Origin of the sequence: Streptomyces sp. NPDC060064, from assembly GCF_042736455.1 — a bacterium.
Classification (GTDB): Bacteria; Actinomycetota; Actinomycetes; order Streptomycetales; family Streptomycetaceae; genus Streptomyces.
This window is the reverse complement of sequence record NZ_JBHWWF010000016.1, coordinates 116,675-140,745: the sequence shown is the minus strand read 5'-3', so window position 1 is coordinate 140,745 and position 24,071 is coordinate 116,675. Positions and strand designations below refer to the sequence as shown.

Here is a 24,071-nt window from a genome sequence, read left to right as displayed (position 1 = left end):
AGGAGGGATCGCGGACGGCGCGCAGCCCGCCTAGTCCGCCTAGCCCTCCTAGGCCGGCGGGCCCAGGAACCGGCGCCCCAGCGCGGCCACCGCCGTCGGCTCCTCGAGCAGCGTGGCGTGCGTGGCGTCGATGTCCTCGACCGTCGCCGTGGGGCGCTCGTCCGCGAGCCGCGCCAGCTCCTGGTCGAGGCCCTTGGCATACGCCTCCAGCAGCTCGTCGAACCATTCCATGCCGGGCATCGGCGGCTGCGACCGCAGGGCCAGGACCACCACCAGCAGCGGGCACGGCACGCGGTGCAGCTGGTCAACGCCGGAGAGCGGTTCACTCACTGGAGGGGCGTTCCGGCGTTCCCGCTGGGTACGCTGGCTGTGCCAGGCAGACTCCGTCGCATGGGAGCCATCATGAGCGCCGCACGCGAGTACGGGCTGGACGAGCAGTACGAGTGGGCCCGTCCGCCGGTCGGCGGTTGGACGGCGGATGACCTCGACAAGCTTCCGAATCTTCCTCCGCACACGGAGCTGATCGACGGGAGCCTCGTCTTCATGAGTCCGCAGACCCACTTCCACATGGCCACCCTGCGCCTGCTGGAGAACGCCCTGCTGGACCATGCGCCTGAGGACCTCGACGTCATCCGTGAGATGACTACCAAACTCGCCAAGCGGGATCGGCCTGAGCCTGACCTGATGGTGGTTTCCGGGAGCGCAACCACCGGCCCGCGGCAGACCTGCTACGACCCTGACGACGTCCTCCTGGCAGTCGAGATCGTCTCCGCCGACTCTGTAGAACGTGACCGTGAGGTCAAGCCCCACAAGTACGCCAGGGCAGGCATCCGGCACTTCTGGCGGGTCGAGGAGGACGGCGGGCTTCCTGTCGTCTACGTCTACCAGCTCGACCCCGCCACGGGCACCTACGCAGTAGCCGGCGTCCACCACAAGCAGCTGAAGCTGGACCTCCCGTTCCCCGTCGACGTCGACCTCACCGCCGTCAACCGCCGTCGACTCAGGGGCACCACTCCCGGGGGCGCGGGGCCCGAGGCCGGCTGATCACTCCGCTCCCGGCGGGAACGACGTCCGCAGCGTGAACGCGTGCGGCGTCGGCCCGTGCTCGCGTATGTGCAGCAGGCGCCTCTCCGCCTCCTCCACCGTCGGGCGGTGGCCGGGCTCCACCCACCACAGGGTGGTCATGATCTCCTGCATCCGCTCGAACCACTCGTAGCGGCGGCCCAGCAGCTCCCGGTGCTGTCCCTGGTACATGAACGCCGTCAGCGCATGGGTGTCCCGCCACACCGACATGTTCACGATCAGCCACTCGTCCCCGAACACCGGCACGTCCGTGGCATTGCCGGTGTCGCTCTTCAGCCGCCAGATGAAGCCGTCCGCCGCGTCCGCGACCGCGTTCACCGGCTCGAGGCCGTCGACGAAATCCTTCAACTCCGGGGAATCCAGCGGGAATTTGAGTCGGGCTATGTTCACCTGGGCGAGTTCGAAGGTCATGGGCGCACGATAATCGTGCCCTGCTCCGCCGCCACCGCCATTTCGAGGAGCGAGACGTCCGCGCCGCGCGCCGCCACCAGCTGCAGGCCGACCGGGCAGCCGTCGCTCGTGAAGCCGGCCGGGATGCTGGCCGCCGGATGGCCGCTGAGATTGAACGCCCAGGTCAGTGCGGTGGAGTAGAGCTCGCCAGGGCCGTCGTGGCCATGCGGGCGGTTCGGGGTCGCCGGAGTGAGCAGCAGCTCGGTGTCCGCGAAGAGCGCATCGAGCCGGCGGTCGTTCTCGCCGCGCACCGCCGCCCCCGCCGAAGGCTCCCCGCGCCGCACCGCCTGCCAGGCCCCCCGCGGGTCGAGCAGGGCGAGCGGCCGCTCGTCGAGGCGTACGATTCCGGCCGCCGCCAGTCGTTCCGCCGCCGCCCGCGCCACCGACTCCACCTCAGGTTCCGTCCGCGCGAAGCCCAGGTCCGCGGACCAGCGCGCCCGTACCGGCAACTCCACCCGCACGTCCTCGTACCCGTCGAGCACACAGCGCAGATACGCCCGCGCGTCCGCCGCCGAACGGGTCAGCACGCCCGCCGAGGCCAGACCCGTCCGGTCCGGGGACGGCAGCAGTCCGTTCGTCGTCTTCAGGCCGAACACCCCGCACCACGCCGCCGGGATCCGCACCGACCCGGCCCCGTCGCTGCCGGTGGCGAGCCCCACCATCCCCGCCGCGACCGCCACCGCCGAGCCCGCCGATGAACCGCCCGGCGTACGGTCCGCACGCCACGGGTTGACCGTACGGCCGTGGGCGCCGAGACCCCAGGTCTGCCAGTACGTGCCGGGGCCCGGCACCGCCGTCGAGCCGACCGCCACCGCGCCGGCCGCGATCAGCCGCCGGGCCGCGTACGAATGGATGCCGGACGGTCCCTTGACCGCGAACGGGCGTCCGGCCAGCGGGAGTTCGGGGCCCACCTCGCGCGCGAGCGCCTGCTCGGGCCACACCTCGACGAAGGCGCACAGGCCAGGGTCCAGCCGCGCGATCCGCTCCAGCGCTTCCACCACCGTCATGGGATCAGTCTCGCAGCGCCGCCTCCATCACCGCCCGGGCGATCGGCGCCGCGCTGCCACCGCCGCTGATCTCGCCGCGCACCGCTGCTGCCTCCTCGACGACCACCGCGACCGCGACCGCCGGCCGGGCCGCGCGGTCCCCCTGCGCCCAGGAGATGAACCAGGCGTACGGCGTACCGGAGTTCCCCATGCCGTGCTGTGCCGTACCGGTCTTGCCGCCGACCCTCGCCCCGTCGATCCCGGCCTTCGCGCCGGTGCCTTCCTCGACGGCATCGACCATCAGCTGCTGGAGCTGCTGCGCCGTCGAGGGGCTCATCGCCCGGTGGTACGACTTCCGGCTGTGCCGGGAGACGGTGTGGCCGTCCGACGTGGTCACCCGGTCCACCAGAAAGGGACGTCTGATGTCGCCGCCATTGGCGACCGCGGCCGCGACCATCGCCATCTGCAGCGGCGTTGCCGCGGTGTCGAACTGCCCGATCGAGGAGAGCGCCAGCTGGTCGACGGTCATCCGGCTGTCGAAGTTGGACGCGGCCACACCTGAGGGAATCGTCAGCCCGCGGTCGTTGAAGCCGAACCTGTCGACCACGTCCAGCATTCCGGGCATTCCGACCTGCACTCCGAGATGTGCCATCACGGTGTTGCACGACCACTGGATGGCGTACGCGAGCGAGGCGTTGCCGCAGCCCTTCGCCTCATTGGGGAGCGTGGTCGAGGTGCCGGGCAGGACATACGGATCGGGCGTGCCGGTCGGCGCGTCGACGTCGGTGACCACGCCGGCCTCCAGCGCGGCCGCGGCCGTCACGATCTTGAAGGCGGACCCCGGCGGATAGGTCTGCCGGATGGCCCGGTTGAGCATCGGCTGGACACTCGAGCCGTTGAGCCTGGTCCAGGCGTCGGTGACCTGCTTCCCGGTTCCCGAGAGCAGACCGGGGTCGTACGAAGGGCTGCTGACCAGTGCGAGGATCCTGCCGGTCGACGGCTCGATCGCCGCGACCGCGCCCCTTCTGTTGTTGAGGCCGCTGAACGCGGCCTGCTGCATCGAGGGCTTGATGGTGGTGACGACATTGCCGCCGGGGCGCTGCGTGCGGCTGAGGTCGTTCCAGAACGGGATCCGGGTGAGCAGCGAGGACGCACCGGAGAGGATGGAGTCCTCGGCGTTCTCGATGAGCGAGGTGCCGTACGTCTGCGAGGCGTAACCGGTGACGGGTGCGTACAACGGCCCCTGTGGGTAGGTGCGTTCGTAGCGCAGCTGCTCGCCGGTGTCCTGGGAGCCGGTGACCGGTCCGCCGCCGGCCAGGATGTCGCCGCGCGGCTCGTCGTAACGGTCGATGACCAGTCGGCGGTTGGCCGGATTCTTGTCGAGCGACGTGGCCTCGATGACCTGCACGCGAGCCGCGTTGACCAGCAGTGCGACCAGGAGCAGCAGACACAGGACGGCGGCCCGCCGGATGTAGCGGATCACCGCTCGACCTCCAGGACCGGTGCGACGACACCTGGTTCGACCGGCTCGGGCTGCGGTGTGCGGGCCGAGTCGCTGACCCGGATGAGCAGCGCCACGATGACCCAGTTGGTGACCACGGACGAACCGCCCTGCGCGAGGAAGGGCATCGCCATCCCGGTGAGCGGGATCAGTCCCATCACGCCGCCCGCGATGACGAAGACCTGGAGCGCGAGGATCGAGGCGAAGCCGATGGCGAGCAGCCGTCCGAAGAGGTCGCGCAGTGCCAGTCCGGCGCGGTAGCCGCGGGCCACCATCAGCGCGTACAGCATGAAGACCGCGGTCAGGCCGACCAGGCCGAGCTCCTCCCCCGCGGTGGCGAGGATGAAGTCGGACTTGGCGGCGAAGCCGATGAGGATGGAGTGGCCGAGTCCCAGCCCGGCGCCGAGCATCCCGCCGGCGGCGAAGGCGAAGAGTGACTGGGCGAGCTGGCCCGGGCCCTCGCCGGCGTCGATGGAGGCGAAGGGGTCGAGCCAGTCCTCGACCCGGCTGTGGACATGCGGTTCGAAGGAGCCGACGGCGACTGCGCCGGCCGCGGCGAGCAGCAGCCCGACGGCGATCCAGCCGGTCCGGCCCGTCGCCACGTACAGCATGATCACGAAGAGCCCGAAGAAGAGCAGTGAGGTGCCGAGGTCCCGCTCGAGCACCAGAACGCCGACGCTGAGCAGCCAGATCGCGACGATGGGGCCGAGTACGCGGCCGGTGGGCAGCTGGAGCTTCCAGATTCTGCGGCCGGTGTACGCAAGGGCGTTGTGGTTGGCGGCGAGATACGAGGCGAAGAAGACGGCGAGCAGGATCTTGGCGAACTCGCCCGGCTGGAAGGAGAGTCCGCCGATCCGGATCCAGATCTTGGCGCCGTTCACGGCGGGAAAGAGGATCGGTACGAGCATCAGCACAAGGGCAGCGACGACCGAGAGATACGCGTACCGCCGCAGAATCCTGTGGTCGCGCAGGAAGACGACGACGGCGATGAACAGGGCGACGCCGAGCGTGGACCAGATCAGCTGGGTGGGCGCGGCCGCGTTGCTCGGGGTCTCCAGGTCGAGACGGTAGATGAGCGCCAGGCCGAGGCCGTTGAGGAGGACCGCGATGGGGAGGAACAGCGGGTCGGCGTACGGGGCGCGGTAGCGGACGGCGAGGTGGGCCAGGAGGGCCAGCACGCCGAGGCCCGCTCCGTAGTGCGCGGCGTCCGGCGGCACGGCGCCGCTCTTCGTCAGGCCCACGTCGATATAGCCGTAGACGGAGATGAGGACGGCGCAGACGAGGAGCGAGAGCTCGACACCCCGCCGCTTGGGGAGGCGTAGATCGGGCGGGGGAGCGTCCGCCGTCGTTGCGGTCATGCCACGCAACGTAGCAAGACGCAAGCCTTATGTCCCTTTATGTCATAGGGCGTCGAGGAAGAGTGTGCGGAAGAGTCGACGGAGCGTCAGCGTGTGGATACCAGCGGGGCACAGAGCCGATGTTGGCGACGCGTCACTCCGCGCACGGCTGAGCGGCGGCTTCGCCGTCGCTCACGAACTGTATGTACTCGGGAAGCGTGAGCCGGGCGACCGCACCGCCCTCCGGCGCGTTCAGGAAGCGCAGCTCCGCGCCGATCACCGCCGACTGCCCGACCGCGATGGTCAGTCCGAGCCCGTGCCCCTTGCTGCCGCCGTCCGTACGGAACCGCTGCGGCCCGTGCTCCAGCAGATACTCCGGATAGCCCGCCCCGTGATCGCCGACCGTCACCACCCCGCCGTCCACGGTCAGCACCACCGGCGGCTGCCCGTGGTTGTGGGCGTTGGCGACGAGATTGCCGAGCACCCGCTCGAGACGCCGCTTGTCGGTCTCGACCGTCGCATCGCGTACGACCCGTACCTCCGTGTCCGTCGCGGAGGCCCGCACCACCCGCTCGGCCAGATGCGCCAGCTCGTGCACGTCCAGGTCCACCGTCTCGCTGCCCGCGTCCAGCCGGGAGATCTCCAGCAGATCCTCGGTCAGTGAACGCATCGCCCGGACCCGGTCCCGTACCAGCTCGGCCGGGCGGCCCTCCGGCAGCAGCTCGGCCGCGGCGGACAGTCCGGTCAGCGGAGTGCGCAGCTCGTGCGCCACATCGGCGGTGAAGCGCTGCTCGCTCAGCAGCTTGCCCTGCAGGGACGATGCCATGGTGTCCAGGGCGCCGGAGACCGTGGCCACCTCGTCCTGGGGGCGCGAAGGGTCCTTGGTACGTGGGTCGTTGACGCGGGCGTCCAGATCGCCGGCGCTGATCCTCCGCGCCACCTGCGCGGTCAGATGCAGCCGCCGCGTGACCCGGGTGACGGCGAAGGCGCCCACCAGCAAGGTCGCGCCGATCGCCAGCACCGACGAGCCGACGATCGCCTGGTCGAGACCGGTGATCGTGTCGGCGCTGAGGGTGTAGTCGACCTGGACGGCGATTGCCCGGCCGTCGGCGGGCCCCGCCGCCCACATGGTGGGGCGGCCCCGGAAGTCGGCGACCATCGTGCCGCGCTTCCCGGCGACGGCGAGCTCACGCAGCGACGGGGGCAGGCCCGGCGGATCCACGCCCGCGTGCGGGCGCATCGGCTCGCCCGCCTCGTAGGCCCGTGTCACGTCGACCAGCCGGCCGAGAGCCTTCTCCCGCGCCTGATCCACCGTCTGCCGGGTCACCGCGACATGCACCAGCGCACCCAGCATCGCGGCGAGTGCGCAGCACATCACGGTGATGAAGACCGCGGCCTTCCAGGTGAGGGTCGCGGCCCAGCGCGGCAGCCGCAGCCGTCTCACGACGCGCCCGCCGAGGCCTTGTGCGCGGGGGAGCGGGGCGGCTTGACCCGTACGATCTCGTCGCTGGCGGGAAGCATCGCACCCTGCTGGCCGTCCCAGGACCATGCGGTCCGGTACTCGTATCCGGGGATGCCGGCCGAGACCGACCGCAGGATCACGTCACGGCCCGCGAGATTCACGCTGACAAGCTGGTCCGAGGTGGACATGATCCGGGTCAGCCCGCCCTTGGCGGGCATGTAGCAGCGCACCGACGTCTGCTGCTCGGGCATCCTGATGCCGACGATCAGCTCCTCCCGGCCGTCACCGGTCAGATCGCGGTAGTACGGCTTGAGCACCGGGCAGTACTTCGGCTTGTCCTTGCAGGTGTGGAGTTTCGCGACGGTCTCCTGGTAGCGCCCGTCCATACCGGCGTACTCGTCGGGGTAGGCGTCGGCCTCGGCCTGCACCACGGCGACCGGGTCCAGGGCGCGGACGCCGTCGCCGTCGCCCGGCACCTTGATACCGGGGACGCGCTCCGTGTCCGTCTCGCCGAAGTCGTTGGGAGGTGCGGTGACGGGCGGCAGATCGGGCCAGAGGCGGACCGGGCCGATGGCCGTGGGGGTCGCGCCCGCGCTCTTGATCCGGCCCTCGTTGCCGCAGCCGGACAGCACCGCGGCCGCGGTCGCCGTCAGCAGCACCGCGTACGTCGCGTACCTCAGGCGGTGCGAGCTCGGGCTCAAGGGTCTCCTAGCGGGGGCGTTCGGCCGTGTCGTCATGCGTCACCAGGACGGATACCCCCTTTCCCGCCCGGGGTGACGCTACCGGGGGACCAGCAGGCCTGCTCAGGCCGGTCCACCCGGCGGCGCCGGGCGCGGTGGGGCCGCGGCCAGCCGCGAGCATTGCGACGTTGCCGCGGGTGGTGATGTCCTCCGCACACGCCGGGCTGCCGCCCCGTCCGCCCCGAACCTCGCTGCCCCGGTCCGCCGCTGCCCCCGTGCGCCGCTGCCCTCGTCCGCCCCGATCTCGCTGCCTGCCTGCCTGCCTCCCGGCCCGGCGTCAGTGCTGGTACGGCTGCTGTCCGGGCTGCTGCTGCGGCTGCCCGTACGCCTGACCGCCCTGCGCGCCCGCGCTCTGGACCTGCAGCTGCTCCGCCGTCTCCTTGCTCACGCTCGCCTCCGCGCCGCAGAACGTGCACTGCGTCGCGTACTTCGTGGAGAACGGGAACAGCGGCACGAAGAACAGCGTGAATTTCGTGACGCGCTTCCTGAGCGTGTGCGCGGACGGGTTGCCGCATTGCCCGCACACCAGCGTCAGTATCGCCAGCTGGTAGAGGTATCCCCTGGTGCCAAAGATGATCATGCTGTTCCCTCCGTGGACAGTGCCTGCCGGCACAGGGCCAGCAGTTTCTCGTCAGTAAAGATGTCATGACTGCCGTATCCGCCGTCGATCGCGTTATGACGTCTTGCGGATCCCAGCTCGCCGCGGAGTATTCGCTCGGCGCCCTCCACCCCGTCGGCCGTCAGCTCCGCCAGGCATTCGGCCGTCGGCACGCGGGTGTGCGCCTGCCCCTCCCAGGCCGCCAGCAGCACCGGCCACGGGCGCTCCGGATTTCGCGTCACGCGCCACAGCGCGATCGCCGCGTCCACCCGGGTCCATGGCTCGGCCGCCCGCAGCAGTTCACCCAGCGCCGGAGCGGCCTCGGCGGCCGCCGCCCCCAGCGTGCCGAGCACCGTCGCCGCCGAGCGCCGGGCCGCGGAGTCCCGCTCCGACAGTGCCGCGCGCAGCACCGGCAGTACGGTCCCGGCGTCGCCCTCGATCGCCCACAGCGCGCCGGCGGTCCGCGCCGAGAGGACCGCCGAGCAGCCGCCGCGGCCCAGCATCGCGCGTAGATCCGGCACGGCTTCGACTGCCGCCGGCCCGAAGGCGGTGAGCGCCCGCAGCGCCGACTCGGTCACCCACTCCTTGCGGTACTCCGGCGCTCCCCGAAGTATGCGCAGCACCTCGGGCACCGCATCGGCGGCCCGCAGCGCGGTGAGTCCGTACAGCAGTGGTCCCGCCCGGTCGTAGAGCCGGGCGTCCAGCTCCAACTCGCCGAGGCGTTGGCGCAGCGCGGGCACGAGCGGTGCTGCGGCCGCCCCCAGGTGGTCGAGCGCGTACGCCAGATCGTTCGGCGCCTCGGGGCGCTCCAGCGCCCGCGCGAGCACCGGCACCGCGCGCCGGTCGCCCGCCCGTGCCAGCGCGGTGACCGCGCTGCCGAGGGTCGGCGGCCCGCCCGCCCACTCCCGCACCCAGGTCGCGGGGTCCGCGGCGACCCGGTCCGCCAGTGCGTCCGCGGCGGGCCCGGCGAGCGAGAACAGCTCCTCCAGCGCGTCGGCGGCCGCCTCGGCCAGCCGTGGCTCCGGGTCGCCGAGCTGCTCCCCGATCAGACCGACCAGCTCCTCGTACGCACCGCGCCAGGTCCGCAGCAGCCCGCTGCTCATCCGTACGGCGTCGATCCGCTGCCCCCAGTCGGGGCTGCACAGCTGATCGGTCAGCAGCGCTGTCCGGTCGTCGACGCGATCGCCGAGACCGGAGTGCAGCGTACGGAGCAGATCCGCGGTCCAGGGGGCGTGGCGGCCCGCCGTATCCGCCTCGTGGCGCTCGCGCAGCTGCCCGATGAGCGTCGGCGTCGACGGCCGCTCGGCGGCCTGCGCCGTCACCACCGGCTCGGCGCGCAGCTCGCGCAGCAGGCCGGCCACGCTCGGTACGACACCGGTGGGCAGCTCCCCCGGCGCGCAGCGGGCGAGCTGCGCCAGCGCGGCCAAGCGCAGCCCCGGGCCGTACGACACCCGGGTCAGACCGGAGAGCCATTGCACCACCTCGGGCGCCAGATACTCGTGCCGCAGCGCTATCCGGCCCGCGGCCTCGACGCAGGCGAACCGCACTTCCGCGTCGGGCTCCACGCCCAGCCGGTCCCGCAGCAGACCGAGCACGAGCTCGGGATCGTCGTGCAGCGTGGCGAGCGCGAGCGGCGCGGCGAGCCGCACCCCGCGGTCGTCGGCGTCGACCAGCCCCAGGAAGGCGTCGGCGCCGGCGGTCACGGCCGACGCGGCCATCGCGTAGTTCGCGGCGTACTCGAACTCCTCGTCCTCCGGGTCCAGTTCGTCGTCGCCGTCCAGATCGATGCCGCCGATGCTGGTCAGCAACTCGACGATGCCGCCCCGGTCCTGGACGGCTGGATTCGCCACGAGCTCGAGAAGGAACGGGATGCAGGCGAGCGTCGAGTCGTACACATCGCCCTGGTGGTGCACCGCCCCGTACATCCCGTCGAGCGCCGTCTCGCGCTCCGCCGGGTCCGCGGAAGCCAGTCCGCGCAGCATTTGCGGCACATCGTCCGCCGGGCCGTAGGCATGCCCCAGTGCGGCCCACTCGACCTCGTCGATCCCCCCGAACACGCTTGCCCCCTCCCAAGAACTGTGCGCTTGGGGAGAGTGTGCACCACAGCTCGGACATCGCGGGGTTATTGCCCCGAAGGCACGTGGGCTGTTCCCATGGTCGGGGGGTGGTGGCATGACGGGACTGCGCGTCACACCAGCACGCAGGCAGGGCCGGGACCGGCTGTACGTCAGCCTGCCGAACGGCCGGAGCATCGCCTGGTACGACCGGGACACCGGCCGGGTCAGCCTGGTCTCCGACCGCCACCGCGCCGATGTGCTGGCAGCCCTCGCCCCGTATCTCACCGACGGTGTGACCGTCGGTCCGCCGCCCGTCCCCACGTCCGCCGACCTCGCCAGGCTGTCTCTGCACCCCGACGACGACCTGGCCCCCAACCGCCCCGGCGAGGCGCTGCACGCCGAACTGGACCATCTCCCCGCCGGGCACCGTTTCCGCCAGGATCCGCGCCGCGCCGAACTCGCCGCGCAGCAGCTGCTGGGCGGCGAGTTCGACCGGCTGGAGGGCGCGGGCTGGCGGATCCTGCACTCGGTTCCGCTGCCCGGCACCGAGCACATCGACCATCTCGTCATCGGGCCCGCCGGGGTGCTGGCCGTGCACACGCTCCAGGCCCGCCGGCTGCGGGTGCGGATCGCCGACCCGATGGTCCGGGTCGGCCGCGGCGAGCCGGTTCCACAGCTGCGCCTGGCCCGCCGCCGGGCCGAGCGCGCCGCGCTCGCACTGACGGCCGTGGTACGCCCGGTGCTCGCCGTGGTCGGAGCGGCGCGGCTGGACGTGGTGCCCGCACCGCCGGACGTAAGGATTCTGCGGGACGACGAGGTGCCTGCGCTGACCAGGCTCGGCGGCGTACTGAAGCCCGCGGACATCGAGGCGCTGTACGCGACGGCGCGCGACCGCCGCAGCTGGCTGCGCGTCTGACGCTGCGTCGCATCACGCATCACGCATCACGCATCACGCGTCGGCAGTCGGCAGCCAGCAGCGAGTGGTCTGCGGTCAGCGGAGGTTGTCGCCCCAGCCGCCCTGGAGCATGGTCTGGAACGCCCACGTCCCGTCCCGCCTGATCAGGATGTCGGCGTACCGCAGCTGCTGCGTCTGTCCGTCCATGGTCATGGTCATGGTCGAGTCCGTGAAGACGACGGCCATGGCGGGGGAGAGGAAGACGGGCGTACGCGTCGACTCGAAGGTGATGTCGTCACGGCCGTCACCCATCACCTGGCCCATGGTCTCGATGAACTGCTGCCGGTCCCACTGCGCGGAGGCGCCGTTGCCCGCCGAGTCGTCGCTGACCAGGTTGAGCGGGAAGACGGCGAGGTCCGCCATGCGCTCGACCTCGCGCTTGGCGCTGTGTGCGTCGTACGCGGCGAACCACGCCTCGATGCTCGCCAGTTCCCCGGGGGTGGGGGTGTATCCGGTGTCGGGCAGAACGGTCACGCGGTCTCCTCTTCAAGTGTGACTACTTGAGGGAGGTATTCCCGGTCATCGACTAGTCAAACTTGATTAATTCCCTTCCTGGTCCTGGCTCAGGTCCTGATCCAGATCCTGATCCTGAGGGAGCCGCAGCCGCAGCACCGTGGTGACGGTGTGCCGCGTCGTCCCCTGCTCCACCTCGGCCGTCACTCCCGGCTCTACGGTTCGGTACGCGATCTCGCCCACCCCGATCGCCATCGCCGTCCCGGTCTCGCCGGTCGCCCGCCCGTGCAGCGCGACCGCCGCCTGTGCGCGCAGTGCCGAAGCGAGCGGACTCGACACCACCGGGGTGTCGTCGTCCGGCAGTGCCAGCGCCAGCGCGGCCGGCCGCGCCGGAGTACCGGTGAAGCCGACGACCGCCGCGTCGCGCGCATACGTGTGCCGCAGTTTCAGCCACGCGCGCGTGCCGCTCCGATAGGTCTGGTCGAGGCGCTTGACCACCAGCCCCTCGACGCCGATCGCGGGCAGGGTCTCGAACCAGGTGGCCGCCTCCTCGGCGTCCAGGGTCATCGGTACGGCCTGCAGCGGCGGACCGAGCGGGCCGAGCAGCGCGACCAGCCGCGCGCGCCGTTTCTCGTACGCCAGCCGCCGCAGATCCTCGCCCCCTTCGGCGAGCAGATCGAAGGCCGCGTACGAAGCGGGCAGTCGGCGCGCGAGAGTGGGCGCGCGTCCCGGTGTGGCGGCCGCGCGCTTCTGTACGGCGGCGAAGTCCGTACGGCCCTCCGTCCAGACCACCACCTCGCCGTCCAGAACCGTGCCGTCCGGCAACTGCCGTGCCGCATCCTCGAGATCGGGGAAGGCCGAGGTGACGATCCGTCCCGAACGGGCCTGGAGCACCACCTTGCCACCGGCCCGGAAGATCACCATCCGGTGGCCGTCGAACTTCGGCTCGTACGCCAGGCCGTGGCCGCGCGGCAGCACGCTCACCGATTCGGCGAGCGCCACCTTCAGCGGGGGCCTCGGCGCGCTGCTCATGGCAGTGGCCCGGCCCGGTTGAGATTGATGAGCGGGCCGAGCAGATCCCCGTACCGCGCCAGCCGTGGCGAGATGTCGCCGATCCGGAAGTCGAGGTTCTGCTGTGCCTCGACCTCTTCCCAGGTCACTGGCGTGGAGACGGTCGGCTCGGCGCGGGCGCGCAGCGTGTAGGGCGCCGCGGTGGTCTTCGCGGCGGCGTTCTGGCTGTGGTCGACGAAGACCTTCCCGGGCCGCAGGGAGCGGGCCATCCGGTGCAGGATCAGCCCCGGCAGCGCGGCCTCGCCCTCGACGGCCAGGCTCTTCGCGTACGCGGAGACCTTCTCGGAAGGGGTGGGCTCCAGCGGCACGAGGACGTGCAGCCCCTTGGAACCCGAGGTCTTGGCGTACGCGTGCAGTCCGTCCGCGGCCAGCCGCTCGCGCAGCCACAGCGCAACGGCACAGCACTCGACGATCGTCGCGGGCGCGCCCGGATCGAGGTCGAAGACCATACGGTCGGCGACCGCCGGCTCGTCCGCCTGCCACTGGGGGGTATGGAACTCCACGACGAGGTTCGCCGCCCACATCAGCGACGACAGGTCCTGGATGACGACCTGCCGCGCGTTCTTGTCCTCCGAGCGGGGTACGGCGGCGGTGCGTACCCAGGACGGCGTACCGGGTGGCGGGTTCTTGGTGAAGAACAGCTGCCCGTCCGGCCCGTCCGGGTAGCGGAGGAAGGACACCGGACGGTTGGCGAGATGGGCGAGTATCGCGCCCGCCGTGGTGGCGTAGTAGTGCAGGATCTCGCCCTTGGTGGTTCCGGTGGCGGGGTGGATGACCTTCTCCAGGTTGGTGAGCGCCAGGCGTCGCCCCTCCACTTCCGTGATCGGCGTCATACGATGAGAATCCCATGAATCCCAAGATTTCGGATGAAAGGGATGAAACGTGCGATCCATATGGAACGGTGCGATCTCCTTCGGGCTGGTCAGCATCCCCATCAAGCTCGTCAACGCCACCGAGAACCACTCCATCTCGTTCCGGCAGATCCATACCGCCGACGGCGGCCGGATCCGCTACCGCAAGGTCTGCGAGCTGGAGGAGAAGGAAGTGACGGCCGCCGAGATCGGCAAGGCGTACGAGGCCGCCGACGGATCACTCATCCCGATCACCGACGAGGACCTCGCCGCGCTCCCGCTGCCCACGGCGAAGACGATCGAGATCGTCGCCTTCGTGCCGGCGTCGTCGATCGACCCGCTCCAGATGGACGCGGCGTACTACCTGTCGGCCAACGGCATCCCGGCCGCCAAGCCGTACACACTTCTGCGCGAGGCGCTCAAGCGCAGCGAGAAGGTCGCCATCGCCAAATTCGCGCTGCGCGGCCGGGAGCGCCTGGGCATGCTGCGCGTCGTCGACGATGTGATCGCCATGCACGGTCTGCTCTGGCCGGACGAGATCCGCAGCCCGCAGGACGTCGCGCCGGACACCGAGGTGACCGTCCGCGAGGCCGAACTCGACCTGGCCGACGCGCTGATGAACACCCTCGGCGAAGTCGACCTGGACTCGCTGCACGACGACTACCGGGAGGCGGTCGAGGCCATGATCGCGGCCAAGGTGGAGGGTGGCGGCGTGTTGCCCGAGGCGGCGCCGGCGGAGCACGGCCCCGGCAAGGTCATCGACCTGATGGCCGCGCTGGAGAGCAGCGTGCGCGCGGCGAAGGAGGCGCGGGGCGAGGATGGCGGGGAGGTCGCCGAGGTCACTCCGATCAAGGGGCGCAGGCGGGCGGCGGCCGCGCCGAAGTCGGGCGGTGCCGACGCGAAGAAGTCCACGGCGACGGCGGCGAAGAAGACGGCGGCGAAGAAAACGGCGTCCGGTGCCACCAAGTCCACGGCCACCAAGTCGACGGCGAAGAAGGCGACCGCGACCAAGTCCACGGCGGCCAAGTCGGCGGCGAAGAAGACCACGGCCAAGAAGGCCACCGCGAAGAAGCGCGCCTCGGCTTGATCCCGGTCCGATCCCGGCTCGGGGCCTCGGGCTGAGCCGTCCATGCGTGGCGCGGCTCTGTAGGCGGCGCAGCGCTATGCGCGGCGCAGCAGGGTGTCCATCATGGACTCCAGATAGTCGCCGCGCTCGGCCCCGACGGGGAGGGCCTGCGGTACGGCGTGGCTCAGCTGGGTGTGCCCGAGGTAGCTGGTGTACGCGAGCAGTCCGCGCTGCCGCGCCTGGTCCGGCGGGAAACCCAGTTCCTCGAAGAGGTGCGCCACATAGCCGACTCGACGATCCGTCACCCGCCGCAGCACGACCGCTACTTGGGGGTGGTCGGCGGTGGCGAGCAGGGAGACCTCGAGCGGATCCTCGGCGGCCGAGGCGGTCGCCTGGGCGAAGAGGGTGCGCAGCCGCTTCTCGGGGTCCGGCTCGCACTCCATGGCGGTGATGATCTCCTCGGTGCAGATCTCCTCCCACCGGCTGAGCGCGGCCTCGATCAGCGCTTCCCGGTTGGTGAAGTGCCAGTAGAAGCTGCCCTTGGTCGTCCCGAGCCGGGCGGCCAGCGGCTCCACCGCGACAGCCGCGAGCCCGCGCTCACCGATGGCGGCGAGCGCCGCGTCGGCCCAGTCGCGGGCCGAGAGTCTCTTGCGTCCCGGTCCCCTTGGCTGCCCTGCCTGCTCTGCTCGTGCCATGTCCATACGCTACCGTATGGTGAAACATACGCCACCGTACGGAGGTGCGGGATGCGCACGGTACAAAACGTCCATGACCGCATAGTTCAGGCCTCACCGGAGGTGGTCGGCGCCCTGCTCGACCGCCTCTCCTCCCAGGACGACCCGCTCAGCCCGAGCCCCGTCTGGCCGCCGATCCTCTTCGACGGCCCGCTCGCCGTCGGTGCGAACGGCGGTCACGGCTTCATCCGCTACTCGGTGAGCGCGTACGACCCCGGCAGTGGCATCCGCTTCGACTTCGCCCCGCCGTCCAACGGCTTCCACGCCCTCGCCGTAGAACCACTGGACGCGGACCGCTGCCGCGTCCGCCACGTGCTCGAACAGGAGCAGGGCCTCAGATCATGGCTGCTCTGGACCCTGGTGATCCGCCCGATGCACGACACGATGGTCGAGGAGCTCATCGACAACATCGAGCGCGCCGCATCCCCGTCCGGTCTGCGCCGCCCGTACCGCTGGTCCCGGCGAGCACGTCTGATGCGCCGCATGATCTGGGACCGTCCGACCGCGACGGGCGTGCCGCGTGAGGCCGAACTGGCCCACCAGGCCTTCGCAGCCCCGGACTTCGCGGATGCCTGGCAACTCCCTCTGAACCCGGGCATGCCCCACGACCCCGAGGCCTGGCGCGGCGTCCTCCCTTTTGCGGTCCGGGCGACCGCGTCGAACGAGCTCCTGCTGGGCGAGGACGCGAGCCACTTGGACTTCCGCGCCTCGGTCCTGATCGCCGACGACAAAGTCACGCTCACCACGGTGGTGAAGACCCACAACAGGCGTGGCAGGCTCTACTTCGCGGTGGTCCGCCGCCTCCACCCGTTCATGTCCCGCCTGATGCTCCGCCGCGCTCACCGCCGCCTGGCTTTCGCGGCGCCGCCGGCCTCGGCACGGACGGCGCCGGCGAGGTGACTCGGAGTGCCGGGACGGCTCAGCACCGCGGAGCGTGCACAGCGACGACGTGCCCTTGCGCATCGACCGTGAGGGCGACCCGCTCGACCCTGTTCACCACGGTGAGCACGGCCCACACGACGACCCACAAAAAGCAGGTGACGAGGCTGAGGATGGCGTGCAGCACATGATTCACCGGCTCGCCGCGAACCATGACCGCCTGCGTCTCCGAGCGGGATTCGACGCGCCAGCCGCTGGCGATCCGCTGATTCACCGCCCAGTCGAGGATGAGGCGCCGTCGCGTCTCGTCGGGCGGGCTGTCTTCCGCTCCGAAATAGCCGGGTGGGGGCTGGAGGGGCTCCGCCCACCGGGCCGGCACCTTGCGGGGGTTCATGAGCGCACCTCCAGAGGGAGCCTGCGCCGTGCGTCGACCCGGCCGCCCGCGCGGGCCGACACACGGGACGGGAGCCCAGCGGCCACATAGCCGCCCGAGTGGACCGTCAAGGAGTGACCGCACGCCGGCCGCACTGCCGGGCGCACCGCGTCAGCCGAGTGCCCGCGCCGTCGGAGACCCCGGCGCTTGATGTCCTCCACTGGCCACCATCCGTACCTCTCCTCGGTCACTGATCTCGGCGCGCACGATCCCCGTCTCGTCCTCGTAGATCGGGTATCCGCCCGCTCCCGCTCTCTCGGTGCGCCGGACGATCACGACGTCGTCCTCAACGGCGGACGCCTGAAATATCAGCTCGTACCTTTCCGGGTACTCCATAGGGCCTCCCGACAAGGCTCGGCAGGGGCCTGGAGCGTCGCTCCACGTCTCGCCGCTGCACCTGATCCCCTCCATGGTCGCCCACGCCCGCCCACCGCGCCTCAGGAGCGGCCCGAACCAGCCCGGACCAGCCCGGATCCCGCGACTGCCGCACCCTGCGAGGCTGCCCGCGACACCCGCGACACCCGCGGGCGCCGCGCCCCGCGGCCATATCGGCGTGCGGCACTACTGGCGCGGTGATGGATTGCGGTCTTCGAGAACTCCGCTGCGCCGGGAACACCCGCCGTTGAGCCGTCGAAACAGCCAGCCGTATTCGGGTCGGTAAGCAGCGGAAAGAAATGCGGTCGGGATCATCCTCCTAAAAGCTGATGACAGTTGTGGCCGGAGCCGGGTGGTCAATCCGGGCCGGTCTGCGCACCACCTTCGCGGGCACGCCGGGTTGGCACGGGAACGGTGCGTGTCGGCGTAACCGATCCAAAGGCGCCTGGATACGCTCCGTTTCGCATCATCCACTGCCACCCACCCACATCGAGGCTCGAATGTCCATCAGAGATTGGCCGGGAAAGCTGAATGAAGTCACAAAGAGCAGGAGGCGTATGGCCAGGGCGGCGACGATTGCACTCGCAGTCACCGCGTCCTGCTCAGGGCTGGTCTGGACAGCTGTCTCCCTGACCGGCCGGGGTACCGATGCGAAGTCGCCGGCGGCGGCCCCATGTTCCTACACGCCGACCGGCGGCAAAAGGTCCGTGGGTATCCCCGCCTTCGACGCCAAAACGGCGGCTCGGCCGTACCAGGCCAAACTGGCCACCAACATGGGAACCGTCACCCTCGAGGCCCTGACCGAAAATGCGCCCTGCGCCACCAACTCGTTCTCCTTCCTTGCCAGGAAGGGGTACTTCGACGACAGCAAGTGCCACCGCGTAACCACCCGGGGTATTTTCGTATTGGAATGCGGGGACCCCGCAGGAGAAGGTAAGGCTGATCCAGGGTACTTCTTCCGGGACGAGAATCTGGACGGCGCCAAATATTCGGCCGGCACCGTCGCGATGTCCAAGGCGGTTCCTGGCAGGAATGGCAGCCAGTTCTTCATCACCTACGCCGATCCCGAATACCACATGCAGCCCGGTTGGACTCCGTTCGCGAGAGTCGTCGATGGGTTGGACGTATTGAAGAAGATCGCCGAGAACGGGACGCTGGACGGATCCACGGATGGCAGGCCCAAGGAGGCCGTCATCATCAAGTCGGTAAGGGTGCGGTAGTCAGCGACCAAAAGCCCCCGTGAGAGCAGTGGGTGACGTCCGGTGGGGTGCCGGCCAAGTCCGACCGGCGCCCCACTGACTGCCCTTGATGTCTGACTAGCCCGTGCGGCTGAGCAGTACGTAGCCGTCTCGGTCAGCCACGGTGCGATATCCCTGAGCACGGGCACGGTCCAGGGAGATTTTCTCCTCGATGATATTCAGTGGCCATCGCCGATCCCCCGGCACCCATGTGTCTACCATGATCCACTCAGGATTGGGGCGGCTGTCGGGATAGCCGTAGACGCTGACGCTCGTACGGTTGGTGAGCTGGGGACCCAGATTGTTGGATGCCTGGACCGTGGCCCCGTCAGGGATGCGGTCCATCAGGCTGTGGGCGACAGCGACGCGGGGATCGGTCCGCCAGGTGGCCGGCTGGACCAGCTGCCACAACGAAAACTGCGGAAGGAGCAAGAAGCTCACCGCAGCAGAGCCCGCGAGGTAACGGCGCAGACTGCTGGTACTTGGGCGTCGTCGGATCAGCGCGTCGATGTATGCCGCGAAGACGATCGGCATCAGAACCAGCGAATAGTGCCAGCTGGTGCCCCAGTGAAATTCGTTGCCCGAGGCGAAGCGCCACAGCAGAGTCGGCAGGGCAATCCACAGCAGTGGGGATCGCAAGGCCAGAAATAGGGTTGGGGCCAGCAGGAGCAGGAAAGTCGAGACCTTTGCCTGGGGGGTGATGAGACCGATCGTGCTTTTGTACAGAAGATCCGTCAGCCCGCCTTCACTGCCTCCCGGGCTGTCCAGCCAGAACCAATAGGCAAAGGACCCACTCGGATTGAGGGCCGGCAGAACCACCAGCAGCGTCAGCAGCGACCCGGCCAGACCGGCCGAAGCGGTGATGATCCCGAGCTTGCGGTCGCCGCGCCAGGCGATGACGAGACCGATCACGGCCACCGTGAGCCCGAGATCTTCCTTCACCAGCAGCAAGGGCAGCGCCCAATACGCCGCGGCGCGCAGCCGGTCACTCCCGAGAGCGGTCAGTGAGCATGCGAGGAGCGGAACTGCGAAGGCCACTTCATGGAAGTCGAAGCCGACCCCACTGGCGATACCCCAGGAGACGCCGTAGCTGACACCGATAACGGCAGCCGCCTTGGCGCCCAGCCTTCGGCGTGCCCAGACCATCAGGGGCAGAACGCTTGCCGCCAGCAAGGCAGCTTGCATCACGAGCAAGGCGTTCGCCGATCGCCACAGCCAGTAGAGAGGTGCCACAAGAGCCAGAACGGGAGAGAAGTGATCCCCCAGGACGGCAAAGTCCGGCGCCTTGAGTTCGGAGACGGGTAGATGCCCATCCGCGTAGGAGCGGACGACCTGTTCGAAGATTCCCAGGTCGTAACTGCGGGTGAGCATCCGTTGATGGATACGCAGGGACAAAGCCGTGTACGCGCAGAACAGCGCCCCCGCCAGGACCCACATCCACCATGCGACTTCGGAGCGACTCCTGTGAGACGGCTTGGCTTCCGCCTGATTCTCGAAATCTGATTGCTGCTGTGGGCGCGTGGTGGTGTCGGTGGGGGGTGCTTGCATGGCCATGCCTTCCAAAAGCTGAGGCTGAGGGCCCTCAAGATGCCAGCAAGCTCCAATACTTGACTCCGAGTTACCTCCTGTGTGGTCAGAATCCTCCGAATGGCCGCACCCCTGGCGCGGGCGCCATCGAACCGAAGAGGCCATCTCATTTGCTACTCAACGAGCATTCGGTTGCCGGCCGCTCCCGCAGACCGTCCAGATCTCGCGCTCCCTGGGCATCCCGCCGAGCCGCCCGGGCGGTTCGGCGAGTGGCACGGCGATCGTGCCTGGAATTCCGCCTCGGGGCGCTCCGGCCGTACGTCGAGCACCAGCCGTTCGGCGATGTGCCCGGCCAGTTCGCGCACGTCCGCGGTACGGAAATACGCAGCGGTCGGCCGGCTGCCTGCCAGGCGTCGACACCACCCGCCAGATAACCCGCCACGTTCTCGTATCCGATCCGCAGCAGCTGGATCACCGCCTCGCCGGCCGCGCTCTCGGCCGACTCCGGCAGCACCAGCACCAGACGCGTGCCGAACGGGACGACCTCGCCGACCAGGCCGGCGAAGCGGTCGTCAAGCTCGTCGCAGAGCACCCCCCACACGTCCGGGGGTCGGCCTGGAATGGCTGGATACTGCCCAGGGAAAATGGAGCAAAAGTATTGACTAAGGAGAAATAGGGAGGAAACTCATCAATACACCGGACAACCGGAAAGAGCCGCAGCGCCTATGGAGACGTCCAAAGGCCCGTGTGACTCTCGTCCCGGCTCTGGCCAGGCCCCCGGCAGATTCTGTCGGTGAGGGAGCCAGCAGCGACGACTGAGACTCTCCGCATCGGCAAGGACCGCCGGGGACTGCATGTCCGCACCCGGGTCTCTTGCCAGGTCAGGGGGGTGTCCTTCTGGCGGGGATCGGTGATCCGACGCGGACGTCACGGGTCGGGGTACTTCGTCCAGGACTACGCCGGGGGGCCCTCCGCCGCGGCGCTGCTTCCGCGCCTTCGGCTGTTTGGGGGATTCTGACAACGCACGATGCGCTCCGGAGACGTGGGCCGAACCTTGCTGGCATCTTGATGGCCTCAGCCTCACCTCGCGGAAGGCACGGCCATGCAAGCACTTCCCACCGCCACCCTCACGGCGCCGCCGGAGCACTCGGCCGCAGAGGGCGTCGCGGCAGGCGGGCCCGCCGATAACGATCGTTCCCGCGTCGTGTGGTGGATGTGGGCGCTGACCGGAGCACTCTTCTCCACGTATCTGCTGCTGTCACTGCTGCTCCACGAGCACTTGCGCACCAGTAGCTTCGACCTGGCCATCTTCGAGCAGGTCGTGCGCTCCTACGCGGAAGGGCACCTGCCCGTCTCCGAGGTAAGGGGACCCGACTTCCCTGTTCTGGGGGACCACTTCTCGCCCATTCTTGCCCTCATCGCCCCTCTCTACTGGCTATGGGCGTCACCGAAGGTCCTGCTCGCAGTACAAGCCGCATTGATCGCCGTGAGCGTTCTGCCGCTGACACTCTGGGCGCGCCGAGCGCTGGGCTCCCCGCCGGCCGCGGTCATCGGCATCAGCTACGGCATCTCCTGGGGCATCGCCAGCGCGGTCGGCTACGACTTCCACGAAGTGCCCTTCGCCGTGCCCCTCGTCATGTGCTCGCTGACCGCCCTCGCGAACGACCGGCTGCGGCAGGCGGCGTACTGGGCCCTGCCGCTGCTGCTGGTGAAGGAAGACCTCGGGCTGACGGTGGCCGCGATCGGAGTCCTCATCGCCCGGCGCGGCGACCGCAGGCTCGGGATCACCACCGCCGCGATCGGTCTGGGCGGAACCCTGCTGGAGGTGCTCGTGATCCTGCCGTCCTTCAACCCCGCGGGCGGCTACGGCCGACTGCAATGGTTGGGTGTAGGCGGGAGCACGGGAGGGCCGGGGGATCTGCTCTACCGGTTCACGATCGGTCTCATCACCCCCGAGACCAAGATCACAACGCTCGTATTCCTGCTGGCGCCCACCCTGTTCCTGGCCTTGCGGTCCTCACTGATGTGGGTCGCGCTGCCGACTCTGCTGTGGCGCTTCGCCTCGACCTACCCCGAGCCCTGGGGCACCGGCTACCACTACTCGCTCGCGCTGATGCCGATCGTCTTCGCGGCCTTCGTCGATGCCCTGGTCCGGCGGCACTCGAGCAGGGGCACTGTGCGTCGATACGTCGCGGCCTGTGCCGCGATCAGCCTCCTGCTGCTTCCGCAGTTTCCGCTGTGGTGGCTGACCCAGCCGGGCACGTGGTGGACCGACCCTCGCATCGCCGTCGCTCACCGGCTGATGGACCGGATCCCCGACGACGTGACGGTCCAGGTGTCCAACAGCCTGGTACCCCAGCTCGCCAACCGTACGAGCGTCAGCCTCTACGGCTGGCCCGCCAGCCGCCCCAATCCGCAGTGGATCATGGTGGACACATGGGCGCGGCCGTATCGGCTGCAGGTCAATGGGATGCAGATGAGCGAGAGCAGCTTGGATGATCTCCGCAGGAGGGGTTACCGCACGGTCACCGAGCAGGACGGCTACGTACTCCTCTCGCGCTCGGGGTAGTGCCGAGGATCCCGCTGTTCGTCGACGCGCTCATCCGGCGGCGGGCGGATCCCGCGACGAGGAGTCCGGCATCGGTTGGCAGATCCGGACTCCGGCGGATGCCCTGTTCTTCGCGTACATGCTGGTGTGCCCGCGCATTCATGAGCGGATGCAGGTAGGGCATCCAGAGGTTCAGCACGACGCACACGGCGTAGTGGACGACGGTGTTGGCGAGGCCGATCGCGGTGAGGGCGGTGAACTGCTGAACGGGGCAGACGGGTTCACGGCTTGGTCTGTGCCGCTGCGCTGGCAACGGGGAGGACGCGGGCGGGCCGCAAGGGAGCCGACTCGTTCGTCTCACGCACCACGTAGTGCGGGCGGCGCTTCGCCTCGTGGTAGATGCGGCCCACGTACTCCCCGATGATGCCGAGCACAGCCAGCTGGATGCCGCTGAGCGCGACGATGGCGGTGATGAGTGTCGCGTATCCGGGCGTGTCGACGCCGTTCACCGCCGAGTTGATGACGATCCAGAACGCGTAGACGAGGGCGGAGAGGAACAGCCACATACCCGTGTGGATCGCGAGCCGCAGCGGACGGCTGTTGAAGGAGAGCAGCCCGTCGATGCCGTAGTCGATGAGCCGTCGGCCACCCCACTTGGACCGCCCGGCCGCCCGACGCACATTGCGGTAGGTGAAATTGACCGTGTCGAAGCCGACCCATGAGAAGAGCCCCTTCGAGAAGCGCTTGCTCTCCGGGAGCGACAGGACGGCGTCGACCGCGCGCCGCGACAGCAGGCGGAAGTCGCCCGCGCCGTCCACGACCTCGACGTCCATGAAGTGGCGCACGAGGCGGTAGTACGCCCGGCTGACCGCGGTCCGCACGACGCCTTCCCCGGCACGGTCGCGGCGTGCGACCACCTGGTCGTAGCCACGCCGGTACAGCTCCAGCATGCGGTGCATGAGCTCCGGGGGGTGCTGCAGATCGGCGTCCATGAGGACGACCACGGCGCCCCGGGACATGTGCATGCCGGCGAGCAGCGCGGCTTCCTTGCCGAAGTTCCGGCTGAAGGAGGTGTAGCGCACCTGCGGCGCGCCGGCCGCCAGTTCCCTCAGCCGTTCTGCCGTACCGTCGCCGCTGCCGTCGTCGACGTAGCAGATCTCATAGGGCTCACCGACCAGCTCGAGTTCAGCGGTCAAGGCAGCATGAAAGGTACCGATCACTTCATTCTCGTCGTAGCACGGCACGACGACCGAAATCCCGATCTCCGGCATGCCCATAGTGGAACATACCCGGCGGTACCGCACCGCCGTACATGCTCCCTGCGTGTCGGTGGAAGAACCTTTGGGTCTCGGCAGCCAGTTGGTCCTGGTCCCGGGCCCGGCTGCTCATGGGCAGGCCGCGTGTGAGATCGGTGTTGACTGGCTCGCCGGGGTTCAGCTCGGGCGAGTACGAAGGCAGGAAGTGCAGCTTGTCGGCCGATTCGAAGATTTTGTCATCGTTCCACGACGGGGAGCTCGGCCCAGACCGGCTTGCCGGACGGCGGCCGTGGGTCGACGCCCCACCGGTCGGCGAGCGCTTCGATCAGACCCGATGCGGAGTGTGGCCGGGGCAATCGTGCGCTGGATCACCATAAGGATCAGCACAAAGTCACGGCCGGGCACGCGGCCGTGGGTGACCGGGTTCGTGGCCAGTTCGGCGACGAGCAGCGCGGTGGTCTATGTGGCCTC

General features: G+C 69.6%; 24 protein-coding genes. 6 read left to right on the top strand and 18 right to left on the bottom strand.

Translation table 11 applies throughout. The features are described 5' to 3' along the window. Nucleotides 1-48: 48 nt before the first annotated feature. Nucleotides 49-330 (bottom strand): hypothetical protein, encoded by a 282-nt coding sequence (locus ACFWDI_RS20560; RefSeq protein WP_385305777.1) that lies wholly within the window; start codon nt 328-330, stop codon nt 49-51. Between the two features lie 72 nt (nt 331-402). Between ACFWDI_RS20560 and ACFWDI_RS20555 the strand changes: the two genes are divergently transcribed. Then, nucleotides 403-1,044 (top strand): Uma2 family endonuclease, encoded by a 642-nt coding sequence (locus ACFWDI_RS20555; RefSeq protein ID WP_385305776.1) that lies wholly within the window; start codon nt 403-405, stop codon nt 1,042-1,044. Here ACFWDI_RS20555 and ACFWDI_RS20550 read toward each other — a convergent pair whose 3' ends face one another. The 8 genes from ACFWDI_RS20550 to ACFWDI_RS20515 all read right to left on the bottom strand — a co-directional run bounded on the left by ACFWDI_RS20550 (nt 1,045) and on the right by ACFWDI_RS20515 (nt 10,214). Then, the gene (locus tag ACFWDI_RS20550; protein WP_385305774.1) at nt 1,045-1,494 is read right to left on the bottom strand and encodes a DUF3291 domain-containing protein; all 450 of its coding nucleotides are present in this window, start codon (nt 1,492-1,494) and stop codon (nt 1,045-1,047) included. It lies immediately after the preceding gene. Beyond that, nucleotides 1,491-2,540 (bottom strand): amidase family protein, encoded by a 1,050-nt coding sequence (locus tag ACFWDI_RS20545; protein WP_385305773.1) that lies wholly within the window; start codon nt 2,538-2,540, stop codon nt 1,491-1,493. Before ACFWDI_RS20545 ends, ACFWDI_RS20550 begins: the two co-directional genes overlap by 4 nt. A 4-nt stretch (nt 2,541-2,544) precedes the next feature. Further along, nucleotides 2,545-4,002 (bottom strand): penicillin-binding transpeptidase domain-containing protein, encoded by a 1,458-nt coding sequence (locus ACFWDI_RS20540; RefSeq protein ID WP_385305771.1) that lies wholly within the window; start codon nt 4,000-4,002, stop codon nt 2,545-2,547. After that, nucleotides 3,999-5,378, bottom strand: coding sequence for an FtsW/RodA/SpoVE family cell cycle protein (locus ACFWDI_RS20535; RefSeq protein ID WP_385305770.1), 1,380 nt, complete (start codon nt 5,376-5,378; stop codon nt 3,999-4,001). The genes ACFWDI_RS20540 and ACFWDI_RS20535 overlap by 4 nt, the downstream gene beginning before the upstream one ends. A gap of 133 nt (nt 5,379-5,511) precedes the next feature. Next, on the bottom strand, nt 5,512-6,801 hold the full coding sequence (locus ACFWDI_RS20530; protein WP_385305768.1) for a histidine kinase dimerization/phospho-acceptor domain-containing protein: 1,290 nt from the start codon (nt 6,799-6,801) through the stop codon (nt 5,512-5,514). Next, complete coding sequence (locus ACFWDI_RS20525) at nt 6,798-7,520, bottom strand: hypothetical protein (RefSeq protein WP_385305767.1); 723 nt, start codon at nt 7,518-7,520, stop codon at nt 6,798-6,800. Before ACFWDI_RS20525 ends, ACFWDI_RS20530 begins: the two co-directional genes overlap by 4 nt. A 316-nt stretch (nt 7,521-7,836) precedes the next feature. Beyond that, nucleotides 7,837-8,139, bottom strand: a complete 303-nt coding sequence (locus ACFWDI_RS20520; protein WP_385305766.1) for a zinc-ribbon domain-containing protein — start codon at nt 8,137-8,139, stop codon at nt 7,837-7,839. Beyond that, complete coding sequence (locus ACFWDI_RS20515; protein ID WP_385305765.1) at nt 8,136-10,214, bottom strand: PBS lyase; 2,079 nt, start codon at nt 10,212-10,214, stop codon at nt 8,136-8,138. Before ACFWDI_RS20515 ends, ACFWDI_RS20520 begins: the two co-directional genes overlap by 4 nt. Nucleotides 10,215-10,329: 115 nt before the next feature. On the opposite strand from ACFWDI_RS20515, the gene ACFWDI_RS20510 reads away from it, so the two are divergent. Next, nucleotides 10,330-11,130 carry a nuclease-related domain-containing protein gene (locus ACFWDI_RS20510; RefSeq protein ID WP_385305764.1) on the top strand — a complete coding sequence of 267 codons (801 nt, stop codon included), beginning with the start codon at nt 10,330-10,332 and terminating at the stop codon, nt 11,128-11,130. Between the two features lie 75 nt (nt 11,131-11,205). Here the strand turns inward: ACFWDI_RS20510 and ACFWDI_RS20505 are convergent, their stop codons facing one another. From ACFWDI_RS20505 to ligD, 3 genes are all read right to left on the bottom strand, one after another. Further along, entirely contained in the window at nt 11,206-11,643 is a 438-nt protein-coding gene (locus ACFWDI_RS20505; RefSeq protein WP_385305762.1) for a nuclear transport factor 2 family protein, read from the bottom strand. 66 nt (nt 11,644-11,709) lie between these two features. After that, nucleotides 11,710-12,654 (bottom strand): RNA ligase family protein, encoded by a 945-nt coding sequence (locus ACFWDI_RS20500; protein WP_385305760.1) that lies wholly within the window; start codon nt 12,652-12,654, stop codon nt 11,710-11,712. Beyond that, a complete protein-coding gene (gene ligD, locus ACFWDI_RS20495) occupies nt 12,651-13,526 on the bottom strand; it encodes a non-homologous end-joining DNA ligase (protein WP_385305758.1) in 876 nt (291 codons plus the stop codon). The genes ACFWDI_RS20500 and ligD overlap by 4 nt, the downstream gene beginning before the upstream one ends. 49 nt (nt 13,527-13,575) lie before the next feature. Between ligD and ACFWDI_RS20490 the strand changes: the two genes are divergently transcribed. Then, nucleotides 13,576-14,631: a Ku protein gene (locus tag ACFWDI_RS20490; RefSeq protein WP_385305756.1), complete on the top strand. Its 1,056-nt coding sequence runs from the start codon at nt 13,576-13,578 to the stop codon at nt 14,629-14,631. Between the two features lie 74 nt (nt 14,632-14,705). On the opposite strand, the gene ACFWDI_RS20485 is transcribed toward ACFWDI_RS20490, so the two are convergent. Next, complete coding sequence (locus ACFWDI_RS20485; protein WP_385305755.1) at nt 14,706-15,311, bottom strand: TetR/AcrR family transcriptional regulator; 606 nt, start codon at nt 15,309-15,311, stop codon at nt 14,706-14,708. 45 nt (nt 15,312-15,356) lie between these two features. On the opposite strand from ACFWDI_RS20485, the gene ACFWDI_RS20480 reads away from it, so the two are divergent. Then, nucleotides 15,357-16,244 carry a DUF2867 domain-containing protein gene (locus ACFWDI_RS20480; RefSeq protein WP_385305753.1) on the top strand — a complete coding sequence of 296 codons (888 nt, stop codon included), beginning with the start codon at nt 15,357-15,359 and terminating at the stop codon, nt 16,242-16,244. A gap of 19 nt (nt 16,245-16,263) precedes the next feature. On the opposite strand, the gene ACFWDI_RS20475 is transcribed toward ACFWDI_RS20480, so the two are convergent. Then, entirely contained in the window at nt 16,264-16,617 is a 354-nt protein-coding gene (locus ACFWDI_RS20475; protein ID WP_385305752.1) for a hypothetical protein, read from the bottom strand. Between the two features lie 150 nt (nt 16,618-16,767). Then, complete coding sequence (locus tag ACFWDI_RS20470) at nt 16,768-16,992, bottom strand: DUF6296 family protein (RefSeq protein WP_385305750.1); 225 nt, start codon at nt 16,990-16,992, stop codon at nt 16,768-16,770. 539 nt (nt 16,993-17,531) lie between these two features. Here ACFWDI_RS20470 and ACFWDI_RS20465 point away from each other — a divergent pair. After that, nucleotides 17,532-18,251, top strand: coding sequence for a peptidylprolyl isomerase (locus tag ACFWDI_RS20465; protein WP_385305748.1), 720 nt, complete (start codon nt 17,532-17,534; stop codon nt 18,249-18,251). 96 nt (nt 18,252-18,347) lie between these two features. On the opposite strand, the gene ACFWDI_RS20460 is transcribed toward ACFWDI_RS20465, so the two are convergent. Further along, a complete protein-coding gene (locus tag ACFWDI_RS20460; protein ID WP_385305746.1) occupies nt 18,348-19,823 on the bottom strand; it encodes a DUF2079 domain-containing protein in 1,476 nt (491 codons plus the stop codon). A gap of 139 nt (nt 19,824-19,962) precedes the next feature. Continuing rightward, nucleotides 19,963-20,388: a rhodanese-like domain-containing protein gene (locus ACFWDI_RS20455; protein ID WP_385305745.1), complete on the bottom strand. Its 426-nt coding sequence runs from the start codon at nt 20,386-20,388 to the stop codon at nt 19,963-19,965. Nucleotides 20,389-20,898: 510 nt separating this feature from the next. Here ACFWDI_RS20455 and ACFWDI_RS20450 point away from each other — a divergent pair. Next, the gene (locus ACFWDI_RS20450) at nt 20,899-22,365 is read left to right on the top strand and encodes a DUF2079 domain-containing protein (RefSeq protein WP_385305743.1); all 1,467 of its coding nucleotides are present in this window, start codon (nt 20,899-20,901) and stop codon (nt 22,363-22,365) included. A 260-nt stretch (nt 22,366-22,625) separates the two neighbouring features. On the opposite strand, the gene ACFWDI_RS20445 is transcribed toward ACFWDI_RS20450, so the two are convergent. Further along, nucleotides 22,626-23,540, bottom strand: a complete 915-nt coding sequence (locus ACFWDI_RS20445) for a glycosyltransferase family 2 protein (RefSeq protein WP_385305741.1) — start codon at nt 23,538-23,540, stop codon at nt 22,626-22,628. Nucleotides 23,541-24,071: the final 531 nt, after the last annotated feature.

What these genes read in the sequence shown, in the direction of transcription:
- ACFWDI_RS20555 (WP_385305776.1), top strand. Translation starts at nt 403, where the DNA reads ATGAGCGCCGCACGCGAGTACGGGCTGGACGAGCAGTACGAGTGGGCC.
- ACFWDI_RS20550 (WP_385305774.1), bottom strand. Translation starts at nt 1,494, where the DNA reads ATGACCTTCGAACTCGCCCAGGTGAACATAGCCCGACTCAAATTCCCG.
- ACFWDI_RS20545 (WP_385305773.1), bottom strand. Translation starts at nt 2,540, where the DNA reads ATGACGGTGGTGGAAGCGCTGGAGCGGATCGCGCGGCTGGACCCTGGC.
- ACFWDI_RS20535 (WP_385305770.1), bottom strand. Translation starts at nt 5,378, where the DNA reads ATGACCGCAACGACGGCGGACGCTCCCCCGCCCGATCTACGCCTCCCC.
- ACFWDI_RS20520 (WP_385305766.1), bottom strand. Translation starts at nt 8,139, where the DNA reads ATGATCATCTTTGGCACCAGGGGATACCTCTACCAGCTGGCGATACTG.
- ACFWDI_RS20510 (WP_385305764.1), top strand. Translation starts at nt 10,330, where the DNA reads ATGACGGGACTGCGCGTCACACCAGCACGCAGGCAGGGCCGGGACCGG.
- ACFWDI_RS20500 (WP_385305760.1), bottom strand. Translation starts at nt 12,654, where the DNA reads ATGAGCAGCGCGCCGAGGCCCCCGCTGAAGGTGGCGCTCGCCGAATCG.
- ligD (WP_385305758.1), bottom strand. Translation starts at nt 13,526, where the DNA reads ATGACGCCGATCACGGAAGTGGAGGGGCGACGCCTGGCGCTCACCAAC.
- ACFWDI_RS20485 (WP_385305755.1), bottom strand. Translation starts at nt 15,311, where the DNA reads ATGGACATGGCACGAGCAGAGCAGGCAGGGCAGCCAAGGGGACCGGGA.
- ACFWDI_RS20480 (WP_385305753.1), top strand. Translation starts at nt 15,357, where the DNA reads ATGCGCACGGTACAAAACGTCCATGACCGCATAGTTCAGGCCTCACCG.
- ACFWDI_RS20475 (WP_385305752.1), bottom strand. Translation starts at nt 16,617, where the DNA reads ATGAACCCCCGCAAGGTGCCGGCCCGGTGGGCGGAGCCCCTCCAGCCC.
- ACFWDI_RS20470 (WP_385305750.1), bottom strand. Translation starts at nt 16,992, where the DNA reads ATGGAGTACCCGGAAAGGTACGAGCTGATATTTCAGGCGTCCGCCGTT.
- ACFWDI_RS20465 (WP_385305748.1), top strand. Translation starts at nt 17,532, where the DNA reads ATGTCCATCAGAGATTGGCCGGGAAAGCTGAATGAAGTCACAAAGAGC.
- ACFWDI_RS20460 (WP_385305746.1), bottom strand. Translation starts at nt 19,823, where the DNA reads ATGGCCATGCAAGCACCCCCCACCGACACCACCACGCGCCCACAGCAG.
- ACFWDI_RS20450 (WP_385305743.1), top strand. Translation starts at nt 20,899, where the DNA reads ATGCAAGCACTTCCCACCGCCACCCTCACGGCGCCGCCGGAGCACTCG.